General features: G+C 62.4%; 15 protein-coding genes and 1 pseudogene. 11 read left to right on the top strand and 5 right to left on the bottom strand.

Annotation, left to right across the window (positions count from 1 at the left end):
- The first annotated feature begins 6 nt into the window (after positions 1-6).
- From LK440_RS05465 to LK440_RS05450, 4 genes are read left to right on the top strand one after another with little or no spacing between them, the layout of a single operon-like run.
- Entirely contained in the window at positions 7-423 is a 417-nt protein-coding gene (locus LK440_RS05465) for a carboxymuconolactone decarboxylase family protein (protein ID WP_005014437.1), read from the top strand.
- Positions 424-458: 35 nt separating this feature from the next.
- Positions 459-1,337 (top strand): NAD(P)-dependent oxidoreductase, encoded by an 879-nt coding sequence (locus tag LK440_RS05460; protein WP_230580945.1) that lies wholly within the window; start codon positions 459-461, stop codon positions 1,335-1,337.
- A gap of 11 nt (positions 1,338-1,348) precedes the next feature.
- The gene (locus LK440_RS05455) at positions 1,349-1,768 is read left to right on the top strand and encodes an EthD family reductase (protein WP_005014440.1); all 420 of its coding nucleotides are present in this window, start codon (positions 1,349-1,351) and stop codon (positions 1,766-1,768) included.
- A complete protein-coding gene (locus tag LK440_RS05450) occupies positions 1,677-3,065 on the top strand; it encodes an NAD-dependent succinate-semialdehyde dehydrogenase (RefSeq protein WP_005014441.1) in 1,389 nt (462 codons plus the stop codon). The genes LK440_RS05455 and LK440_RS05450 overlap by 92 nt, the downstream gene beginning before the upstream one ends.
- On the opposite strand, the gene LK440_RS05445 is transcribed toward LK440_RS05450, so the two are convergent.
- Entirely contained in the window at positions 3,062-3,358 is a 297-nt protein-coding gene (locus LK440_RS05445) for a hypothetical protein (protein ID WP_005014442.1), read from the bottom strand. The two genes, LK440_RS05450 and LK440_RS05445, sit on opposite strands and share 4 nt — an antisense overlap.
- A gap of 125 nt (positions 3,359-3,483) precedes the next feature.
- Complete coding sequence (locus LK440_RS05440) at positions 3,484-4,440, bottom strand: LysR family transcriptional regulator (RefSeq protein ID WP_005014444.1); 957 nt, start codon at positions 4,438-4,440, stop codon at positions 3,484-3,486.
- Positions 4,441-4,684: 244 nt separating this feature from the next.
- Here LK440_RS05440 and LK440_RS05435 point away from each other — a divergent pair, with 244 nt between their 5' ends.
- From LK440_RS05435 to LK440_RS05415, 5 genes and pseudogenes are all read left to right on the top strand, one after another.
- Positions 4,685-5,458 carry an MBL fold metallo-hydrolase gene (locus LK440_RS05435; protein ID WP_005014448.1) on the top strand — a complete coding sequence of 258 codons (774 nt, stop codon included), beginning with the start codon at positions 4,685-4,687 and terminating at the stop codon, positions 5,456-5,458.
- Entirely contained in the window at positions 5,455-6,588 is a 1,134-nt protein-coding gene (locus LK440_RS05430) for an Ldh family oxidoreductase (protein WP_005019667.1), read from the top strand. Before LK440_RS05435 ends, LK440_RS05430 begins: the two co-directional genes overlap by 4 nt.
- Positions 6,589-6,597: 9 nt before the next feature.
- Positions 6,598-7,548, top strand: coding sequence for an NAD(P)-dependent oxidoreductase (locus tag LK440_RS05425; protein WP_005014461.1), 951 nt, complete (start codon positions 6,598-6,600; stop codon positions 7,546-7,548).
- Between the two features lie 31 nt (positions 7,549-7,579).
- The gene (locus tag LK440_RS05420) at positions 7,580-8,380 is read left to right on the top strand and encodes an HpcH/HpaI aldolase family protein (RefSeq protein ID WP_005014462.1); all 801 of its coding nucleotides are present in this window, start codon (positions 7,580-7,582) and stop codon (positions 8,378-8,380) included.
- A pseudogene (locus LK440_RS05415) lies at positions 8,338-9,285 on the top strand (Bug family tripartite tricarboxylate transporter substrate binding protein); the annotation flags it as partial. The gene LK440_RS05420 and the pseudogene LK440_RS05415, both read left to right, overlap by 43 nt.
- 91 nt (positions 9,286-9,376) lie before the next feature.
- Here LK440_RS05415 and LK440_RS05410 read toward each other — a convergent pair.
- Positions 9,377-10,539 (bottom strand): IS3 family transposase gene (locus LK440_RS05410; RefSeq protein WP_370510753.1). Its coding sequence is split into 2 segments (ribosomal slippage): positions 9,377-10,284 and positions 10,284-10,539, totalling 1,164 coding nucleotides; the frame shifts between segments, so codons are not numbered across the junction.
- Between the two features lie 37 nt (positions 10,540-10,576).
- Here LK440_RS05410 and LK440_RS05405 point away from each other — a divergent pair.
- Complete coding sequence (locus LK440_RS05405) at positions 10,577-11,620, top strand: Bug family tripartite tricarboxylate transporter substrate binding protein (protein ID WP_227944788.1); 1,044 nt, start codon at positions 10,577-10,579, stop codon at positions 11,618-11,620.
- Positions 11,617-12,537 (top strand): amidohydrolase family protein, encoded by a 921-nt coding sequence (locus LK440_RS05400; protein WP_005014478.1) that lies wholly within the window; start codon positions 11,617-11,619, stop codon positions 12,535-12,537. Before LK440_RS05405 ends, LK440_RS05400 begins: the two co-directional genes overlap by 4 nt.
- Before the next feature lie 96 nt (positions 12,538-12,633).
- Here the strand turns inward: LK440_RS05400 and LK440_RS05395 are convergent, their stop codons facing one another.
- On the bottom strand, positions 12,634-17,112 hold the full coding sequence (locus tag LK440_RS05395; RefSeq protein ID WP_025341469.1) for an inverse autotransporter beta-barrel domain-containing protein: 4,479 nt from the start codon (positions 17,110-17,112) through the stop codon (positions 12,634-12,636).
- A 378-nt stretch (positions 17,113-17,490) separates the two neighbouring features.
- Positions 17,491-21,807 (bottom strand): Ig-like domain-containing protein, encoded by a 4,317-nt coding sequence (locus LK440_RS05390; RefSeq protein ID WP_227944787.1) that lies wholly within the window; start codon positions 21,805-21,807, stop codon positions 17,491-17,493.
- Positions 21,808-22,435 lie beyond the last annotated feature (628 nt).

Below are 22,435 nucleotides of genomic sequence, written 5' to 3'. Positions count from 1 at the left end.
TAAAAAATGAGCCAATCCAAACAGCAGTACGACGAAGCCGAAAAATTCAAAGCCGGGTTGCAGGTGCGAGAGGCGGTCCTTGGTAAGGACAAGGTCAAGCAAGCACTCTGGGACGCTGACGCATTCAACGCACCCATGCAGCAATTTGCCACCGAGTTCTGCTGGGGAGCATCCTGGGCTCGACCGGGCCTGGCCCATAGGACCCGAAGTCTGCTTAACATCGCCATGCTGGCAGCGTTGAACCGCCCCAAAGAACTCGAGACCCACGTGCGAGGCGCTCTGGTCAACGGTTGCTCGATCGAGGAGATCCAGGAGACGCTGCTCCAGGCAGCCGTCTATGCCGGCGTCCCAGCGGGGATCGAAGGCTTCCGCACCGCCACGCCGGTCATCCGCGAGCACCTGATTAACGAGACCGCCAAATGAGCTCAGGCCCCATCGGATTCATTGGCCTAGGCAGCATGGGGGCACCCATCGCCAGGCGCCTCCTGGACAGTGGGCGCGATCTTGTCGTTTTCGACGTCTCGAAGGACAAGCTCGACGAGTACGCGGTGCTAGGCGCTCAAATAGCGGCAAGCCCTGCAGACGTCGCGTCTCGCGCTGAACTCGTCATGGTCAGCTTGCCCACCCCTGACGTAGTCCGGCAGGTAGCTCTCGGACCCGAAGGTATCATCGCTGGCGATAAGGTCCGAATTTATGTCGACCTCTCGACCACTGGGCCGAAGGCAGCTCAAGAGGTCGGCGCGGCGCTGGCGACTCGCAACATCGTTGCTATCGATTCGCCTGTCAGCGGCGGCGTTGGCGGCGCCATTGCCGGCACCCTTGCATTGATGGTGTCCGGCAACCCAGACGTGGTCAAACAGGTCATTCCCGCTTTGAGCGAGTTCGGCAAACCGGGCATCGTAGGTACCGAAGTCGGCCAAGGCCATAGTCTGAAGCTGACCAACAACCTCCTGTCAGCGACCCATCTGGCCATCACGGCAGAAGCGATGGTTCTGGGGGTGAAAGCAGGACTGGATCCTGACGTGATGCTCGCAATCATCAACACCGGATCAGGCCGCAACGCTGCCACCGAGGAACGTTTCCCCAACCATGTTCTGAACCGTTCGTTCAACAACGGATTTGCCAATGCGTTGATGCGCAAAGACGTGCGTCTTTGCCTGGACATGGCCGAAACATTGCAAGTACCTCTGTGGGTCGGCACGGCAGTAGACCGCTTGTGGATGCAGACCGTTCTTCAGGTGGGCGCAAGCCAGAACAGCACCACTATCGTCCAGACGCTGGAGCAATGGACGGGCGTAGAAGTGCGTGGCAAAGACGCTCCCGCGACAACGGCATAAAAGGATTCAGGATGGACAACACACAGTACGTAAAACGCATTGGTCTGCTCAAGCGCCGTCCAGACATGACAATGGAAGCCTTCCACGCGCATTGGCTCAATGTGCATGCGGCCCTTTGCGTGAAGCTGCCCGGCCTGGAAAGGTACGCCGTCAACCTGATTGTGCAGGATGCCGAAGATCCTCTTGGATTCGATGGCTTCAGCGAACTCTGGTTCAAGGATGAAGCCGCATTGAAGGCAGCATTCGACAGCCCCGAGGGCAAGACGTTGTTGGCCGATTTGCCTAACTTTATGAGCGAGATTCGGCCTCTTGTCATGGTAGAACACAGGAAAAATAAGCATGACCTCCCTGTCGATTACCTCCGAAGCTCGATCAATCAACCCCGCCACTGGCGAGCTCCTGGCTCAGTATCCCTACGAGAGTGGAGATGAGTTAGATGCTGCTCTGTCCCGCGCTCATAGGGGCTACCGAACCTGGGCTGCTCACGATACTGAGGCTAGGGCCGTGTGCATAGCAGCGCTTGGTCAACTGTTGCGCGCACAGAAGCAATCGCTAGGTCTCTTAGCAACCCAGGAGATGGGAAAACCGATCACCCAGGCCGTCGCGGAGATCGAAAAATGCGCAAACCTCTGTGATTGGTACGCGGAGAACGGGCCCGCGATGCTTAAAGATGGGCCGACCCTCGTCGGCCCCCACGCCTACGTATCCTATTTGCCAATTGGCCCTGTGCTGGCCATCATGCCCTGGAATTTCCCCTACTGGCAGATTCTGAGAGGAGCAATGCCGATCGTCCTCGCCGGCAACAGCTACGTGCTCAAACATGCCCCTAACGTCCAGGGCTGCGCCCGGGCGTTGCTCGATCTCTTTGCCCAGGCAGAATTCCCGGAGGGTGTCTTCTCGGTCATCAATGTCACCAATGACCTCGTCTCCACAGCCATCGCAGATCGCCGAATCAGTGCAGTGGCAGTTACCGGAAGCGTTCGTGCAGGCTCTGCAATCGCCGCTCAAGCCGGCGCTGCCTTGAAGAAGACGCTCCTGGAGCTGGGAGGCTCTGACCCGTTCGTCGTGTTGGCTGACGCAGATATTGACCGTGCCGTCGACGCGGCCGTGGTTGGACGCTATCAGAATTCCGGGCAGATTTGCATTGCGGCCAAACGAATCATCCTAGAGGCTCCTATCGCTGCGGCGTTCACCGAAAAGTTTGTCGCAAAGGTTGCCAAGCTTGAGTTTGGCGACCCTCAGAAGCCCTCCACTTACGTTGGACCGATGGCACGGACTGACTTGCGCGACGAGCTGGCCAATCAGGTCCACCGGACACTTGAGCAAGGCGCCGAGCTGCTTTTAGGCGGAAGGATTCCCAAGGGGGTGGGTGCGTTCCATGAACCTACTGTGCTGGCCAACGTCAAGCCCGGCATGGCCGCCTTTACTGAGGAGACCTTCGGTCCCGTCGCTGCGCTCATTCAGGCAAAGGACGAAGACGATGCGTTGCAACTGGCCAACGCCAGCGAGTTTGGACTCAGTGGTGCGATCTGGACGCAGCGCAAGGACCTGGCTCGAAAAATGGCGCGCGGGCTGGAGACGGGCGGCGTCTTTGTGAACGGTTTTTCGGCCTCGGACCCCCGGGTACCGATCGGCGGCGTAAAGAACAGCGGGTACGGTCGCGAGCTATCGCACTTTGGGGTGCATGAGTTCGTCAACGTACAGACCGTTTGGTTTGACCGCACCTAAAGTCCACGAGTGCACAACGACAACAAGAAGGCCTCTGGACAACAACGGTCGGCGCGCTCGAACACGCGATCGCTGCCCTGCGGCACACGCGCCAGCTTGCTGATCTTGGCGGTCACGGCCGGACGTCGCAGCGCACGGGCGATCCATCGTTTCATCAGGATGCTCAGTCCGGGCGCGGCCAGCGCAAAGCGCATGGTGGCCGCGCCCACGGCCACCCTGGCGATCCCGCCGGCCAGCGATGGCCACAACCCCAACGCGGTTGCCTCAAGTAAGGTGTAGTGCGTCTGGTGCATACCCCAGGCCAGGCAAGGAACAAGGCGTCGTAACGCAGGCAGAGCGCTTTTGGCACAGAGACGCAGCCTGGCGAGGCCGCCGCAGTTGCGCCGGGAGGGGAGCGAGGCACGCCGGGCCCAGGTGGTTACGGCTTGCTGGCGGCTTTGCGGCCTGCCCGGCTGCGGGTAGGCCGCGAGCCGACCGGTAATTCACCCGATATGGCGGTGACTTCTTTGCGCAAGTGCTGGATGAACAGCTTCATGAGCTCCGAATGCGGTGCGGACTTGGCATAGACGAGCAAGGTTTTCAACTCGGCCCGCGGAATCAGAGGAACGGTCACCAGGCCAGGCAGCTTGATGGACGCCAGTAGAAACGGTTCTACCAGTGCGATACCGGCCCCGTGATACGCCATGATCATGCCGGTCAATGACAGACTGACCTGCACCGCAATATGTGGCACCACGCCTGCCTCATTGAGCACCCCGTCCACATAGCTGCGCATGAGGGCCTGCGGCAAATAGGTGATGATGGGGTAGGCAGCCAGTTCCTGCGCGTGGATTTCCTTGTGGCCCGCCAATGGATGATCCTCGCGCATGACACAAGCCACGGTGGACCTGACCAGCTCCTCCGTGTGCACCTCTGAATTGACCACGGGCTCGTAAACGATGCCCAGCTCGACCTCCCGGCTGGCCACCCGGTCGATGACTTGGGGCGAGGTCAGCGACTGCAGTGCGAACCGCACGCTGGGTCGTTCCACCAGAAAGCTGGCCACGGCCTGGGCCAGATAACCATTGGCGATCGGAAAGGCCCCCGCCACCGACAAGGCCCCGATGCGCCCGCCGGCCAAATCCTGCATTTGCCTGGTCAAAGAATCGAGGCGCCCATAGATGGCGGCGACATCCGGAAACAGCGCGACCGCTTCTGCAGTCGGCACCAACCTGCGCCCGGTGCGTTCGAAAAGACGGATCCGTGCCCGCGCCTCACAGTGTTTCAGGACAGCGCTGACGGCGGGCTGCGATACGTTCAACAGACGCGCCGCACCCGTCACCGAACCGGTGCGCATCACGGCATGAAACACCTCGATATGGCGCAGCGTGAGCATATAAGTTGCTTTTATCTGAAGTCGATGAAATTCGACCTGGATTTATACCTCAGCTCGCGCGACCTGCATGCGACTGTCGCATGCGACAAGGGCAAACCCGTAGAGGCCACAAACACTAGCGCACAGGCGGAGCCAAGCCCCCAGCTAGCTGCCCTTATTCATAACTCAACCTTATGGCTAAAGCATATCAATTGAATATGCATTCGCCAGCGATGACGCCATCATTTCCGTAGGAGACAAAACCATGAATCGTTTGACTATCGCTGGTTATGAGGTAGATCTGCTCGTCATCGGGTTTCCGGGCAAATCGGTATGCCACGGCGGGCTGGGCTGGAGCACGATCGCGCTGTTGCGCGGACATGGGCGCGTCGTACTGATCGACACAGGCCCTATCGGTATGCGCAAACTGCTGATGTCCAAACTCAAGGGATTGGCGGTGACGCCTGCCGAGGTCACGGATGTACTGCTCACCCATTCCCATCACGACCACAGCATTAACTGGGTGCTCTTTCCGAATGCTCACGTGGCCATCGCGGCAGACGAGCTGGACTGGTCCGTGCGACAGCCCTGGGGCGAAACTCCCGTCCCCGAGCTCTACATGCGCGAGCTTAGCCATTCACCTCGATTGCGCCGCCTGAACGATGGCGACCAGCCCCTGCCCCATCTGTACGCCCACGCGGTACCCGGGCACACGCCAGGCCACCTGTTCTTTGTTCTGCAGGGCGCGGAACGCGACGCCCTATTTCTCGGTGATGCGGCAAAAACGCGTGCCGAACTGGCTTCTGGTATCTGCGAAGCGGCCCTCGATGCTGCGCAGTCCAAGGCCAGCATCGACCTGATATGGCAGCACTGGCGGCGCAAACCGGACAGCATCGTGATCCCAGGACACGACGTACCACTGGCCCAAACCGATGGCCGCATCCGTTACCTCGATCGCCATGAGGCAGCTATCCATGTGGCCTACGGAGACGACCCGCATGCCCGTCACGACGTCAGCCTGACCGCGATCTTCAAATGACCTATGCCAATACGCTGGCCGACGACATGAAGGGCTGGCTGATGCCCACGGCAGCCCAGGTGCGGGAACAGATCCTGTCGCTATTGCTGGCCTGGGGCATTGCGCCATCTCAAGCGCAGACCAGCGCCGAAGTCATGGTCGACACCGACCTGTCGGGCGTCGACTCGCATGGCCTGTCCATGCTCATGGACTATGACACGTCGCGCCGCAACGGCCGGCTGAATCTGCAGGCGCGGCCACACGTGGTCCGGCAGGCGGGCGCGACAGCGCTCATCGATGCCGATGCCGGCCTGGGGCACACGCCAGCCGTCATGGGCATGCGAATAGCCATCGACGCCGCCCGGGCTCACGGCGTGGGCGTTGCCTGCGTGCGCAATTCGCATCATTTCGGCGCCGCGGGCTATTACGTGCGCCTGGCCAGCGCTGAAGGCATGATCGGCCTGTGCACCAGCTCCACACGCACCATCAATACCGTACCCACGGGCGCCCGTGTCCCGGTACTCGGCACCAACCCGATCGCCTTCGCCGCGCCCGCCCGGCGCAATCCTCCATTCGTGCTGGACATGGCCACCAGCTCGGCCGCGTCAAACAAGGTCAAGGTCTACGAGCTGCGCGCCGATCCGCTGCCCGCGGGCTGGGTGGTGGATGAGCACGCCGCCTCGGTGACTGACGCGGCACAGGCTATGGACATCCTGTTCAAGCGGCCCAAGGAAATCGGGGGCGGTCTAACGCCACTGGGAGGCAGCCGCGAAATGTCCAGCCACAAGGGACATGGCCTGGCCATGATGGTGCACATCCTGGCCGGCACGCTGTCGGGCGCCTCGTTTTCTCCGGTGCGAATCAAGACGCAGCGGACGCAGGATCCAGACAATCTCGGTCATTTCTTTTGCGCCATCGATCCAGCGGCCTTTGGCAGCGCCGAGACCTTTGGCGACGATATGGATGTCCTTCTGGACACACTGCGCGCCACGCCCCCGGCAACAGAGGCCAGCCCCGTTCTCGTGCACGGTGATCTGGAAGCAGCGGCGCGCGAACGCCGCAGCCGTCAAGGAATTCCGGTCCCGCCTGCGCTTGCCGACCACCTCCGCCGATTATGCGCGGCCTCTCAGGTCCCCTTCCTTTTCAAGTGAATTCCGCCAATGAAGAAAATCTACGTGCTCGACGCCTTTCACCCCTCAGGTCCGCAGTGGCTGAACGGCCGCGCCGAAGTGATTCCTTTCAACGATCCGCGCCGCGCCCACTGGCACGAAGACGCCGATGGCGTCATGGTCCGTATGACACCTCTTACAGAGGCAGACTTTGCCAAGGCCAGGCGGCTCAAGGCCGTCGTCAAACAGGGCGTTGGCGTCAACACCATCGACCTGGATGCCGCCCGGCGGCACGGCATCGTGGTGGCCAACACGCCAGGTGTCAATAGCGAGGCGGTGGCCGAATTGGCGCTCGCACTGGCGCTTGCGGTAGCCCGGCGAGTAGGACAGTTCGACCGCATGATTCGAGCGGGGGAAGAAATCGAACGACCAAAACTGCTGGGCCTGGGTCTGCAAGGCAAGACGGTGGGCGTCATCGGCATGGGCAATATCGGAGTCCGGGCCGCTGCCAAGTTTCAGGCGGCCTTTGGCTGCCAAGTCCTTGCCTACGACCCTTTCTACAAGCCCAGAGCACAGAACGATCCCTGGGCGTTCATCGATCATGAGCGCATCGACAGACTGGAGGCACTCTGGCCTCGCCTGGACCTTCTGACAGTTCATGTTCCGCTGACCGACGCCACACGCCACATGGTGGGCGCCCGAGAGCTGGCCGCCATGCGCGAGGGCGCCATCGTGGTCAATGTCTCCCGTGGGGGTATCGTCCACGAAGCCGATCTCTATGACGCCATCCGATCCGGACACATCTTCGGCGCTGGCCTGGATGTCTGGCAAGAACGTGAGCCCCCCGTCTCCGAACACCCCCTTCTGAGCCTGCCCACGGTAGTGGCCACGCCGCATGCCGGCGGCGGAACGGCCGAAACCCAGGAACGCAGTTCCCTGCAAGTCGCGCAAGAACTCTTCAAGGTACTCGAGGGCGGCCAACCCGAATCCCGCGTCGCCTGAACATATATTTCTTTCACACCAGGAACACGAAATGCCCTCACTGCTTCCCGTCAACCCCGTTAAACAACGCCTGCAGAACGGCGACGTCGCCCTCGGCATGAATATCCGCCTGGGCCGCTCGGCCGATATCGCGCGCATCGCCAAAGCCACGGGACACGACTTCATTTTTCTGGACACGCAGCACTCCATCTTTAACCTGGAGACGGTCCATCAGATCGCCCAGACCGCTCTGGCAATCGGCATAGCACCTGTGGTGCGGGTCAAAAGTGTCAACGACCCCGACGTTTCGCTGCTGCTGGACAATGGCGTCACCGGCATCGTCTACCCGGATGTCAACACCGCAGCCGACGCGCGCCGTGCAGTCGAGATCTGCCGTTTCGCGCCATTGGGAAAACGCTCCGTGGCGGGCGGGTATCCGCACTTTGACTACAAAGCGCTGCCGCTGTCGCAGAGCATCTCAGAGCTCAACGACGTCTGCCTGCTGGTGTGCATGGTCGAAACCGCTGAAGGCCTGGCCAACATCGAAGAAATCTGCGCCGTGCCGGGCATGGACGTCATTCACATGGGGACGAACGACTTCGCCGCCAACATCGGTAAGGCAGGCCAGTTCGATGACCCCGAACTCGTCGCTGCACAGGCTCGCGTCATCGACGTGGCGCGCAAACACGGAAAATACGCCGGTTGCGGAGGCAATCGCAATGTGGAGCGCCAGGTCAAAGCCATCAAGGGCGGCGCGCAGTTCGTCACCACCCAGACCGACGTCAGCTTTCTGACAAGCTCCGCCCAGCAATGGACAAACGGTGTGCGCGCAGCTTTGTCGGTGCAAGCCTGACCCAGGAGACCCCCATGCTTAAACGCAGCTTCCTCTCCTCTGCCTTGTTCGTGGGTGCTTTGGGCATGACGTCCACAGCGGCGGCGGCCTGGCCGCAGCGGCAAGTCACTCTCATCGTGCCTTTTGCCGCAGGCGGCGCGGTCGACAGCGTCGCTCGTGCGCTGGCCGCGCGGATGAGCGAGGGCCTGGGCCAGACCGTCGTGGTCGAAAACCGCACCGGCGCCAGCGGCATGATCGGCGCGGACTACGTGGCCAAATCCAAACCCGATGGCTACACCCTGCTGATGGGAACACAATCGACATTGGCCGTAGGGCCCCTGTTGATGCGCCCAGACAATGCAGACCCGAGCCAATCATTTGCCGGCGCCGGCATGCTGGCCACGGCGCCGCTGCTGTTGGTGGCCAATCCAGCCTTCCCGGCCAAAACCGTCGCCGAGCTCGTCGCCAAAGCCAAGCGTGAGCCAGGAAAAATCGATTATGGGTCTGGAGGAGTCGGCTCTACGCCACATATGGCCGGCGAACTATTAGGACTGTCCACGGGTACGAAGCTCTCGCATATCGTCTACAAAGGCGAGCAGCCGGCTCTCACCGATGTCATGGGCAACCAGATTCCCATCATGTTCAGCAACCTCCAGATCGCCCTGCCATTGGTGCAAAGCGGGCGCCTGAAGGCCCTGGCCATTTCCACGGCCAAACGCTCGCCGGCAGCCCCGGACGTGCCCACCATCGCCGAAACCGTTGCGCCCGGGTTTGATGCGGCGACCTGGTTTGGCGTGGTCGCTCCCAAAGCCACGCCACCCGAGGTGATCGCGCGCCTTGGCTCAGAAATCGAAAAAGCCGCCAATGACCCCGCCTTGCGAAAGACGCTCGAAGGACAAGGCATAACCATTCAGCAACTCAGTCCGGCCGCCTTCGACGCCTATATCCGTGACGACTACAAAAAATGGCAACGCGTCATCAAGGATGCGCGCATCACCATGAATCGCCCCGGGTTTCTTAGACAGTCCCGTTCATCAAAAAGTAGCGCCGTTCGAACTCTACCGGAGAAACCTGGCCGATATAGCTGTGGCGCCGTCGTGGGTTGTAGAACAACTCGATATAGTCAAACACATCGGCGCGTGCCTGGTCGCGAGTGGAATAGATCTTGCGTCGGATTCTTTCACGCTTGAGCAACTGAAAGAAGCTCTCAGCAACGGCGTTGTCATAGCAGTTTCCTCGTCTGCTCATGCTGGGGCGCAACCGATGGGCTTTCAGGAAGTCTTGCCAGTCATGACTGCTGAACTGACTCCCTTGGTCTGAATGCACGAGTACTTCGGCCTCTGGTTTACGACGCCAGACCGCAGCCAGCAATGCGTTGATGGCAAGTTCTCGGGTCATCCGATCGCTCATGGACCAGCCCACGATCTGCCGCGAGAACAGATCCAATACCGCGGCAAGATAGAGCCAACCTTCGTGTGTTCGGATGTAGGTAATGTCGGTCACCCAGACCTGGTTGGGGGCATCGACCCGGAACTGGCGTTGTAGATGGTTCGGAGCAACAACGCTGGGACGAGTACCTCGGCCTCCCGGACGACGGCCGTATCCTGTGTGTGATCGCAAGCCAGCTTGGCGCATCAAGCGGGCCACGCGGTGCTTGCCACACCGCTCTCCCATATCGTTCAAGTCACTGCTGATCTTACGATAACCGTAGATCCGGCCACTGTCTTCCCAGCACTGCTCGATGAGCGCGCCGACGCGCTTATCCTGTGCCCCGCGCGCACTCACAGGCTGCACCTTCCAAGCGTAATAGCCGCTGGGATGTACCCCCAAAACTGCGCATAGGCGACGCACAGCGTATTGCTCCTCATGGGCCTTGATAAACGCGTACTTCACCCGGACTGCTTGGCAAAGTACGCGGCGGCCTTTTTTAGGATGTCGCGCTCCTCGCTCACCCGCTTGAGCTCAGCCTTAAGCCGACGGACCTCCGCGCTCTGGCTATCTTGATGCGTCCGCTGCTCAGGACTGCCCGAATACCGCTTGAGCCATGCATAAAGGCTGTGGGGACTCACGCCTAATCGTGTCGCAACATCGCCGACCTTGTGTCCCCCTTCGGTGACTTGCTTTACCGCCTGTACCTTGAACTCTTCTGAGAATCGCTGCCGCGATGTCTTGCCTTCCATACACACCTCCATATCGCCTTAATTGTGAGGCAACTAGGTGTCTAGGAAACCCGGGGCGATTCACCATCCAGTGACACCAATAAGAAAAATGGAGACAGCAATGCACAGACGAATGTTCATTAAGCTTTGCGCCGCCGCGCCATTGGCCAGTGCGCTGGTCGCATTGCCTGCCGTCGCGGCGTCCTACCCGCAATCCACCATCAAGCTGGTGATGGGATACGCCGCCGGAGGCACAGCCGACCTGAGCTGGCGTATCGTTGCCCCCTTGCTGGCCGAACGCCTCAAGCAAGCGATCGTCATCGACAACCGGCCGGGCGCCGGGGGCATCGTCGCCTCGCAGGCCGCGCTTAACGCGCCCGCCGACGGTTACACCTTGCTGATGGCGGCCTCGGGCAACTTCGGCATCTCGCCGGTACTGATGAAGTCGCTGCCGTTTGATACGGTCAAAGACTTCGACATGATCGCCCAGGCTGCCAGTTTCGGCTACGCCTTTGCCGTCTCCGGAAAATCCGCGTTTCATAAGATTCAGGATGTCATCGACTTTGCCAAGCAAAATCCCGGCAAGCTCAGCATCGGTACGGTGCAAGTCGGCAGCGCGCAATTTTTTGCCGCCGAGCTTTTCAAATCGATGGCAGGTATCTCAGCAGTTACCGTGCCCTATCGATCGTCCGGAGATGTAGTGGCCGCCGCGCGCAGCGGGGATGTGCAACTGATCATCGATACCCTGGCGCCCGTGGTGCCACATATGGCCGACGGCGCATTGCGGGTTTTGGGCGTGAGCACCGCCCAGCCCTTTCCGGCCCTGCCGCAGATTCCGACCATCGCCAGCAGTGGATTGGACGGCTATGTCGTTGAGGCCTGGAACGGGCTGGCCGCTCGGGCTGGAACTCCCCCCGAAGTCGTTGAACGCATCAACCGGGAACTCGCCGACATACTCACAATGGAAAGCGTAAAGAAGCGCTTTCTTGATTTGGGCATCGTGGCGCAATATGGCGATGCCAAGACGGTAAGAGCGCTTCAGTTGGCGGATATCAAGAAGTGGGGTGACGTCATGGTATCAGCCAAGATCGAGAAACTATGACACCCGTGACGCACGCCCAGAATCCAGGCCTGCGGGCTCCCTTATCCATGCCCGAAGGCGCATGCGACTGTCACACCCACGTCTTCGGTCCGCCGTCTGCTTACCCTTTCGATCCGTCCCGCGTCTACACGCCGGGGCCAGCCAGCATCCAGCAGTTGCGCACGCAGCACGGCAAACTCGGCATCTCGCGCGTGGTCATCGTGCAACCCAGTCCGTATGGGGCAGACAACCGCTGCACGCTGGACGCCCTCAGCGCCTACGATCCCAAGGATGACGATGCCGCCAGAGCGGTCGTCGTCATGGACGCTCACACGTCGTTGAGCAGTCTGCGGGACATGCACGCACGGGGCGCTCGGGGCGTTCGCGTCAACCTGAAGACCGGCGGCCAAAACGACCCGGATGTCGCGCGCACCCTGCTGCTCGACGCAAGCGCACGTGTCGAGCAGCTTGGCTGGCACGTCCAGGTCTTCGCCAGCCTGGCTGTCATCGAGCGTCTGGCCGATGAAATTGCCCGATTGGCCGTCCCCGTGGTGTTGGACCACTTCGCGGGTCTGCGCGGCGAAGCCGGCGTTACGCAAGCGGGATACCGCTGCCTCCTGGATTTGTTGGCCTCGGGCAATGTGTATATCAAGCTATCGGCCGCGCAGCGTGCTTCAGCAGCGGCGGCCCATGAAGACATGCGGCCCTTGGTACAGGGGCTCGTCGCTTGCCGCAGCGACCGGCTGCTGTGGGGAAGCGATTGGCCTCACCCCGGAGCATGGCCTGGCGTGGCGCGATCAGCGCAAGGGATTGAACCCTTTCATCCCATCGACGACGCCCAGGCGTTGGAGCGCCTGGCAGATTGGGTGGGCAGCCAGGCAGATTGGAATGCTGTCATGGCCGACAACGCGGCTCGTCTATATGGATGGCCCGACTGATCGAGCGGCCCGTTTGTGTCGAGAACAGACCTAGCCATCAAACCGGCAGCCCATCATTTGCCCCGGCAGGCCGCCGCAAGACGGCCTGCCGTCGACTCAGTTGTGCGGCGGCTCGAAGTAGATCTGCCCGCGAGTCGCGAGGTAGTTCCCCGTTCCCGTATCAAAGATCTTGACCTTCAAATTGGTCAGCCGGCCGGTGTCGGCGTCGGTAAACGTCCCCGCCGGCCAGGAGACCTGCACGTCATACTTCTGCTGGTTGTAGTCGGGCACGATCTTCAAGGTAAACGCTTTGGCTGCACGTTTGGCCAGTTCCTTGTCTTGCTGCGAAGCATCCAAGATCTGCACCACGGGGGGGCCTTTACGGAAGGTCGCCATATACAGACTCATGAGTGTCGCGCTTGTTTCCTGAGGCCGCACACCGAAGAAGCGATACTGGATAGCGGTACTCAACGACGGATCGCTGCGTCCTTTGGTAAAGGTATCTGTGTACGCACGTTTGGCCAATACCGTCTGCTGGCCATTGGCCCGGGACAACAGTTGGACCTCACCGGCCGGCACGTCAGTGGTCGACGACGCGGTGAAGCTTCCATCGGTCTGCGCTGACAGACTCACTTCGTCGCCGTTGGGCAAACGCAGCACCAGTGCCTCATTGGGCTGTGCCTTGCCACTTACCGTCACAATACCGTTCTGCGGGTTGGTGTCCAACCGCGATATTCGATGGGTCTGAGCGAAACTATCGGTGTAGTTCTTCTTGGTCGGTTGGCTCGTGTTGCCTGCCGCATCCCTGGCGGTGACCGTGATGGTCCCCGCGGGCACATCATCGTCAGACTGCACCGAGTACCTGCCATCTTTTCCCGCCTGAACGGTTTTGCTGCCCCCGCCGGGGAAGCTGACGGTCACGGTGGCCTCGGCTTCCGCCTTACCTGTCACGGTGACCTGGCCCGTCGTCATATCGGTAACGGCATCGGCAATCGTCGGCATGTCGGGCGCGTCTTTATCCACCGTGTCGGTGTACTGCCGGGTGGCCGGTGCACTTCTGTTGCGCGCCTTGTCGCTAGCGGTAGCCGTGATCTGCCCCGAAGGCTGGTCGTTCGCCGACGTGACCGAAAAATTACCTGACCCGTCGGCCGTACCCGTCTGTTTTGAACCATCCGGGAAGTCAATCTCGACCTGCGCGCCGCGCTCGGTCTGACCTTTGACGGTCACCCGACCCGACGTCGGGTCCGTCGTCACCTCAGCGATGATGGGCGCGGCAGGCGCCGTTTTATCTACCTTGTCCGTATGCAGCACGCGCGACACCCGGCTGGTGTTGCCTGCCTTATCTTGGGAAGTCACCTCGATGTATCCCGTTTCCAAGTCATTGTCGGACTCCACCCGGAAATTGCCACTGGCGTCGATATCGCCGGTCTTGGTCGAGTCGTCGGGGAAGGTAACCATAACCCGCGCGCCCGGCTCGCCCGTACCAATGACCGTCACACGCCCTGTCGAGCGGTCCTCTTCAAGCCTGTCGATGTCGACGTCTGGCGCAGTCTTGTCTACCGTGTCCATGTACTCATGAGTCATCCGAGGGCTCTTGTTGCCCGCCAAGTCGGCCGCCTCGACCTGTATCGTGCCCGTCATGACGTCCTCCGCCGATTTTGCGCTGTAACTGCCGTCGGCGCCGGCCCTGACCTTCTGGCTGGCACCTCCCGGGAACGTTACCGTGACCTCGGCCCCTGCCTCGGAGCTGCCCTTGACCGTCACCCGGCCCGTCTTCGGATCGGTGACCACGCTAGTAATGCTTGGTGGCGCCGGCGGGGTTGTATCCGGAGCATCATCGTAGCGCTGCCTGGCCTGCGGACTCTGGTTGCCCGCCTGGTCGACGGCCTGCACGCGGATGTCGCCACCGACCATATCGCCCGCAGAGGTCACGCTGAACATGCCATCGTCGCCGGCAACGCCCTGAGCCACCGTGCTGTCCGGGAAACTGACGGTGACCTGCGCTTTCGGCTCCGTCTTTCCGCTCACGGTCACACGCCCCGTGGCCGGATCCGTGACGACGGTGGTGATCGTCGGCTCCGCCGGCGCTGTTTTATCCACGCGATCGTCGAAATGGCGCGTCGTCACCTCGCTCAGATTGCCGACCTTATCTTTGGCCCTGACATCAATCCCGCCCGACACCATATCGCGCGTAGACGTCGCTTCGTAGCTGCCATCGTCCCCCGCTACGACCTGCGCAAGCGTTCCATCCGGGAAGACGATGTCAATCTGCGCACCTGGCTCGGCCTTGCCCGCGACCGTGAGGCGGCCGTCGGCGGGATTTTCGGTGACGGCGGTGATGATGGGCGCGGCCGGGGCGGTTTTGTCCACGACATCCACGTAGCGGTGAGTGGACACTGCGCTCTTATTGCCGGCAGCGTCCGCCGCAACAACCTGGATGTCCCCGGCCACCATGTCCGTCTCAGACACCACCCGATAGCTGCCGTCATCGGCAGCGACCACGCGCTGGACCGTGCCGTCCGGGAAGTTCACCGTGACGTCTGCGCCCCGCTCGGCCCGCCCGTTGACAGCCACGCGGCCGGAGGCATCGTCGGTGGTGATAAGGCGGATTTCAGGCGCCTCTGGCGGCGTGGTGTCCTGGGCGTCGTCATAAGCCTGAACCGCAACCGGGCTCGTGCTGCCGTCTTGCCCCGTCGCCTGGGCTCTGATGTCGCCGGACACCATGTCGCCAGCCGAGACGACCTGGTACATGCCATCCTTGCCTGCCACCGTACGTTGCGAGGAACCGTCCGGAAAACGAACGTCCACGCGTGCGCCGGGGTCGGCCTTGCCGGTCACGGTGACGCGCCCGGTTTTCGCCTCGGTGACGACCGTCTCGATAGTAGGCGCCTGCACGCTTGGAGGCTGATAATGGGTGCTCGTGCTTACCCGCATCCCGGTCTGCGGATGGGTGGCTTGCACCACGACCTGCCCCTGCTTGACCTCGCGCTTGGACCGTACCTTGAACATCCCCTGATCGTCCGCCTTGGCGGCGATCGATTCGCCATTCGGGAAAGACACCTGCACATCCGCCTGCGGTTCCGTGCGGCCGCTGACTTCCAGCGAACGCACCACGGGCTGCGTCACCAGGGAGGTAACCGCCACCCGCAAGCTGCCCGGGCGCACTTCATCCACGTACTGGTAGCTTACTTCGCGGCTGCTGTCGCCTTCGGCATTGCGGGCTCGCAGCACGATCAGGCCGGAGGGCTGATCCTCGGCCGACAGGTACGTGAAGCGGCCCGCAGCGTCGGCGCCCGCAACTCCCGTCGAACCATCCGGCAGGCGCACCGTGACCGTTGCTCCCGCATGGGTTAGACCGCTTATGGTGATGCGGCCGTCGGCCTGCCGCGTGGAGACGGAAGTCACGGTCAGTGGCAAAACGATCTGCTTGCGTCGCGTCTTGAGCACAATGCGGTTCTCGCGCTCGACCAGGGTGTGGCGGCGGCCATCCAACGAGAAGACGGGTGCGTCGGAGTCTGGGCGGCGCAACTGCTTGGACAGCGGCTCCGACAGATTTACGGACAGCCCAAGCTGCAAGCGCGTCTGCCCACCTCCGCCCATGACCTGTGTCTGCTCCAGGCCCAGACTCAGCACGGGTACGGGACGGTACTCCACCCCGACCTTGAAGCCTTTGGCACCGGCCTGACTGCGACCGCTGTCGTAATAGTCCACATGGGCGCCATTCCAGCGGAAGTACGACGTCTTCAGGCTCAGTCCGGGCGCGAAGGCAGGACTGTATTGGACGCCCACATCCATACCCGAGGCGGGTTTTTCCTCCCGGCGATTGTCGCGTTTGGCGCCTTTCCAACCGGAGATCGGTACGTACACATTGCCATGCAGGCTGAACTCCGGGGCAATAGCCTCGATCCCGAGCGAGCCTCGCAGATGCTGTTTGCCAAACTCATAGTCCAGAAAACCATTGGCGCCCACCATCAGCGCCTCATGGACCTCGTGCCGGTAGACCGCGCCGACATTACCCGTGGGGCGGCTGTTCTGGTTATGCGCACCCACCTGCACCAACCCGGTGGCAGGCCCGGCACGAAACACCTCGTCGATCGTATTCAGTTGCACGGAACTGCGGCCGGAGTCGAAATCGACGTTCACGGCGCCTTGCAGGTTGCGCAAAAATGGCAGGCCGGACTCCCGCGCTAGGCTCACGCCGCCGCGCAAGACGTCATTGGCCTGCGCCTGCGCCTCGCGCTTGAGATAGTCGGCGTCCAGGCGCGCTCCCGGCTCGCGCTCGGCTTGAGCCTGTGCAAGGGATTGCGCCTGGGCGGCGAGCCTGTGCTCCCAGGAGCGGTCTTCGGCAGCCGAGGCCTCCTGCGGCGAGGGGCGAGTTGGGCCCAGCGTGGGAATCCCTTGCGCGGCAACCGACACGGGCAGCAACGCTTGCGCCAACAGACTGCCACTGATCATGGCCGCCGTGGTCTGACGCAGACGCGGGCGCATGCGACGGCGTTGGCCGCCCGCCTTACCCATTGCACGAGCCCATTCTCCAGCAACCACCCAAGCCCCCCGGGCCCGGGACCAGACGAGGCGGTAGATGTTCTTGTTCATGGCGTTTCCTTGAGTGAGGGGTGCTGCCCCTGCAAAAATCGCAGGCAAAGCGGCGCCCAGGCTGCTCGCAAGCGGCCGGCTATCGACGAATAGAGATGCCTTGACGTGGCGGTGCAGAAAACGGCATAGGCGCGCTTTGAGCGCTGTTATTGCGTGCCGTCAACCGCTATAGGCAAGTACTTTAGCGATAAGCTCAGACTAGATAAGCCACCTAATTCCGACGAACTTGCAGGAAAAATCCGAACGTCGGAGGCGCGCGTTTTCTGGCACGCTTGCACGCTCGCAGTGGCTGCCAGGAGATCGCGGAGGAAGCGCCCTTGTCAGGAGGGGCAGGCGCCAGCCGCGTGGGGTATGCGGTCGCCTAGCGGCGTTATTACGTCAGTCATGAACCTGGACGTTCAGCGTCATGCGATACACCCCTTCGCCAGGCACCGTCACCCTTAACTCGAGCAGGTTGGGATACCGACCCGCAGGGACCTTGTTGACCGACTTGTTGCCGCTGGTCTGGTCATGAAAACCAATGGCATACACGTTGCGCCGCTTGATTCGGTCATACCGCAGCGTCTTTTCGATATTGCGTTTTACGTACTGCGCGACGACGGCCGCATGGCCATTGGTGACATTGGTCGGTTGCACATCAACCTGCACCTTGCCCGCGTACTTCGGGTCCAGGTAGAGCATCCACAATCTGCCGCCCGAAATCGCCGACTTGGTGATCGAGAGGTTCTGCCGGCTAGACAGTTCGAACAGCACGGCGCTGGGCGGCAGTTTCCCGCTCCAGCTGTCCCGATATTGCTGCTTGGCAGGCAGGCTCATATTGCCGGCATCATCGCGGGCGACGACAAGGACTTCTCCCGTCCCGATGTCCTTATCGGAGGTGACGCGATACCGCCCCTGGCCATCCGCCTGTGCCGTTTTTTTGCTTCCGCCAGGAAACGTCACGTCGATCCAGGCTAGCGGCTCGGCCTTGCCGCGCACCGTCACGTGGCCATTGCTGTCATTGGTATCCAACCCGTCGATGGAGGGCAGCGCAGGCGCTGTTTTGTCGGCCTCATCCATGTATTGCCGCAGCGCTTGCGGCCCTTGATTGCCTGCCGCGTCCGCTGCCATGACAGAGATCGCTCCGGTGGGGATGTCTTTGGCCGACTGCGCCTCGAAGCGGCCATCGGGGCCCGCGGTGACGGTCTGCCGGCTGCCGTCGCTAAACACCACGGTCACCATCGCTGCCGCCTCGGCTTGGCCCGTCACCGTGACGCGCCCGGTCTGGCTGTCTGTGGTGAGCGCCGAGATCACCGGCGCGGCGGGTGGGGTCGCGTCCACCATGTCGCGATAGGTGTGAGGCGTAGCGCTGCTGCTATTGCCTGCGTCGTCGCTCGCCTGGGCCGTAATCTGGCCCGAGCCGATATCACCGTTGGACGTGGCCGTATAACGTCCATTGGCGTCGGCCTTGGCCTGCACGGTCGTGCCATCGGGAAAGTGCACCGTCACGCTCGCCCCGGATTCGGCAGCGCCGCTTACCGTGACCCGGCCGGTTCTGGAGTCGGCCAGTGCCGAATCTATCGACGGCGCCGCAGGCGGTGTGGCGTCTACGTCGTCCGTGTAGACATGGCGCGCCGACCCGCTCGTGTTACCGGCGGCATCGTTTGCCTCAAGGACAATGTCACCTGAGGCCAGGTCGCGCTCGGACATGGCGGTATAGCGGCCATCGGCACCCGCTGTGGTCGTCGTACGCGTGCCGTCGGGCCAGCGTACGGTCACGGTCGAGCCCGCTTCGGCAAGCCCTTGGACCGTCACCCTGCCAGTGTGCGCATCTGCCGTGGCCGAGCTGACCGTTGGCGCGGCGGGCGCAGTGGCATCCACGTGGTCCACGTAAGCCTGATGCATGGCGCTGCTCTGGTTGCCGGCCGCATCAGTCACGGACACCATGATCTCGCCCGCGGGCTGGTCACGATCCGACGTCACCGCATAACTGCCATCCGGGCCCGCCACGGCCTTCGAGACTGTTCCGTCAGGCCAGCGTACCGTCACCGCCGCTCCAGGCTCGGCATTACCCGTCAGCGTGACGCGACCGGTGGCAGGGTCAGCCTGGGCGGCGAGAATGCTGGGAGCGTCCGGCGCACGCCGATCGACGGTATCCACATAGGAATGGATAGCGGCGGGACTACGGTTGCCGGCCTCGTCCTCCGCCTCAACGCGGATCGCACCGGCCTCGATGTGATCGCTGGAGGTCACACGGTAGCGGCCATCGGCCTGCGCCCGCACCTGCTTCACCTCGCCTCCCGGAAAGCTCACGCTCAACAACGCACCGGGCTCGGATGTCCCCTCGACCGTGACGACGCCGTTGTCCTGCCGGGCCTGCACTCGATCGATGACTGGCAGGCCGGGCGCCGTTCTATCGACCAGATCGACGTAGACCTGTCTGGCCTGCTGGCTCGAGTTACCGGCAGCATCGACGGCCACGGCCACGATCGTCCCCGACTCGACGTCGTGATCCGACGTGGTGTGGTAGGCGCCCTGCGAATCCGCCTGTACCCGTTGCCGACTGCCATCCGGGAAAGTCACCTGCACCCACGCCCCCGGCTCGGCAGCCCCCTTGACGGTGACTCGGCCACTGTCTTGCGCCGCTTCCATGACATCAATCGTCGGCGTCCGGGGTGCCGTCTTGTCCACCCCGTCGGTGTAGTCGTAACTGGCCTGGGGGCCGACATTGCCTGCGGCGTCAGTAGCACGCGCGACAATCGGGCCTGCCGGGATGTCCTGATGGGATACGGCCTGAAACGCACCATCCTTGCCTGCGTGCACACGTTGATGCGAACCATCCGTAAACAACACATCCACATCGGATCCGGGTTCAGCTCTACCCGTTATGCTGACCCGGCCGGTGTCGGCTGCGGTCAGTACGCTCGCAAACTCAGGGGCGCCGGGTGGCGTCTTGTCACTGACATCCACATAGGTATAGAGGGACGCGGCCTCGGCCTCGCCCGAACGCGGCACCCGCAGGGCTCGCAATTGCCCGGATGGTACGTCGGCGGCTGACGTCAGTCGATAGCGGCCTTCGGCACTTGCCCGCACCCGCTGCCGGCTGCCATCGGGAAAGATCAACTCCACATCACTGCCGGGCTCCGCCTGGCCTTGTACGGTGACTTGCCCGGTCGCGGCATCGGTGTCCACCGTATCAATGGTCGGCGCGACGGCCACCGGGGGTTGATAGTGCGCCGCCGTGCGCGCCTCTTGCCGCGTTTGCGGATCTATGGCTCTGACTACCACCTGGCCCTGCCCCACCGCACGGCGCGAGCGAACCCTGAACAAGCCTTTGCCGTCGGATTTGGCAGACACAGACTCACCATTGGGGAAATGCGCCACGACCTCCATGCTGGGCTGCGTCTTGCCCGATAAGGCCAGGGCGCGGTCGGCAGGTTGAGGAGCCAGCGCCAGCAGTGCCACGTTCAGCTTGCCCAGCACGACCTCATCGACATAGACCAGGTTAAGCTCCACGCTTGTGTCGCCGTAGATATTGACCGCCCGCAACAGCACATTGCCCGAGGGCTGATCACGCGCACTGGTGTAGCGAAAACGCCCCGCGGCGTCGGCCCTCGTCGTGCCGACAGATCCATCCGGCATACGCAGGCTGACCGTCGCAAAGGCTTGCGTCAGGCCCGCCACCGTAAGCCTGCCGTCCACGGCGTCGGTGATGATCGGGTGCGCCGACAATGGCAACATGATTTCCTTGCGCCGGGTCTTGAGCACAATGCGGGTTTCACGCCGCACCAGAGCAGACCTCTGTCGATCAAGCGAGGGTTCTATCGGTGGCGCTGCCTCAGGCCGCCATTGCTTGGCCCACGGCTGGCCCAGACGGATCGACAGCCCGAGCTGTAGTCGAAGCTGCCGCTGTCCACCTGATACCTGTGTCTGCTCCAGTCCCACGCTGAGCATGGGAACCGGGCGGTACTGCAGACCATACTTGAAACCAGCAGGCCGGTATCGACCGCGCCCACTGTCGAAGACGTCCACCTGCGCACCATTCCATCGAAAGTACGACGCCGTCAGGCTCAAGCCCCGCCATGCTTCGGGCCGATAACTCAATCCCAGATCGAAACCGGAGGCTGGACGCTCCTGTAACCGCTCTTCGTGCCGGGAGCCCCTCCAACCTGATAGCGGCAGATAGACATTGCCGAGCAGCGTGAACTCCGGCGCGATGGCCTCCATTCCCACCGAGGCACGCCAATGCTGCTTGCCGAACTCGCGGTCCACAAACGCATTGGTCCCGAGGAGCCAGCCTGCAGCAGTATCGTGCCGATAGACCAGGCCCGCACTGGCGGTGGGGCGGTCATTCTCGTTGTGCGCGCCCACCTGGGCCAACACCGACCGCTTGCCTGCACGATGAACCTCCTCGATGGCGTTGAGCTCCAGGGCGCTGCGGCCGGACTCGACATCGATGTTCACGCCACCCTCGAGGCGCCGCAGAAAGGGAAGGCCCGATTCCCTTGCGCGGGTCACGGAGTCTTGCAAGGCCTGATTCAACTCGCCCTGCGCCTGGAGTCTGAGATAGCGCCCGTCCAGTTGCGCAACCTGCCCCTCCCGCTGTCGTGCCGCCAGGCCGCGCAACTCGTCGGCCAGCTTATGAATCCAGGTGGGCGGCGCGGTTGGCGCGATGGCGTCTGAACCGGGCGTCAGAGCGGGAGCAGTCCGTGCCAAGACCGACCCGGGCAACAATGATTGCACCAGGAGGCTGGTGCCTACCGTTGCAGCGACGCTCGGGCGTGCGCGGTGTCTGCCACGCCGCCCCGAACGCCCCGTTTGCCGGCGTCTGCTGCCAGCGTCGTCGCCACTCACCCTCTCACCAGAGGCCAATGATCGGACCGGGTGGCGGATGCTCTTACTCATGGCGGATTCCTTCGATAAACGGCAGCTTGCCCGCGCGCTGGCGGCTCAGCCCAGGGGCCCGTTGCCACTGCGGGCGGCGCCTCGATGAGGCGCACGGCAAAGGCAGTGGCAACGCGCAGCGCGAGCGAAGGCCCCTGGGACTGCAACGCACTTTATCGATTAGCTCAGACGCGATAAGTCGCCGGAGCCCGACCTGCTTGTGGGAAGAGTCTCGAGATCACCATAGGGGACACATTGCATCAGGCAGGCGGCAAGCGTGCTGGCGAACAAAAAGCGACGGATTTGCCGCCGCGTGGCCACGGATATGCGACCGGCCCTATTGACTCAACGTCATTTCGTCACGCGGCTTCCAGAAGGCGCAAGCCCGGTCTGCTGACCGATGCCGATCAGGTCAATTCCGCCACCCCGGCGCAGCGCTCGAGCGCTGTCTCAACTGGGG

The organism is Bordetella holmesii (genome assembly GCF_020735985.1).
Taxonomy (GTDB): domain Bacteria; phylum Pseudomonadota; class Gammaproteobacteria; order Burkholderiales; family Burkholderiaceae_B; genus Bordetella; species Bordetella holmesii.
The sequence above is the reverse complement of the archived record's forward strand: the minus strand, read 5'-3'. Positions and strand labels throughout refer to the sequence as shown.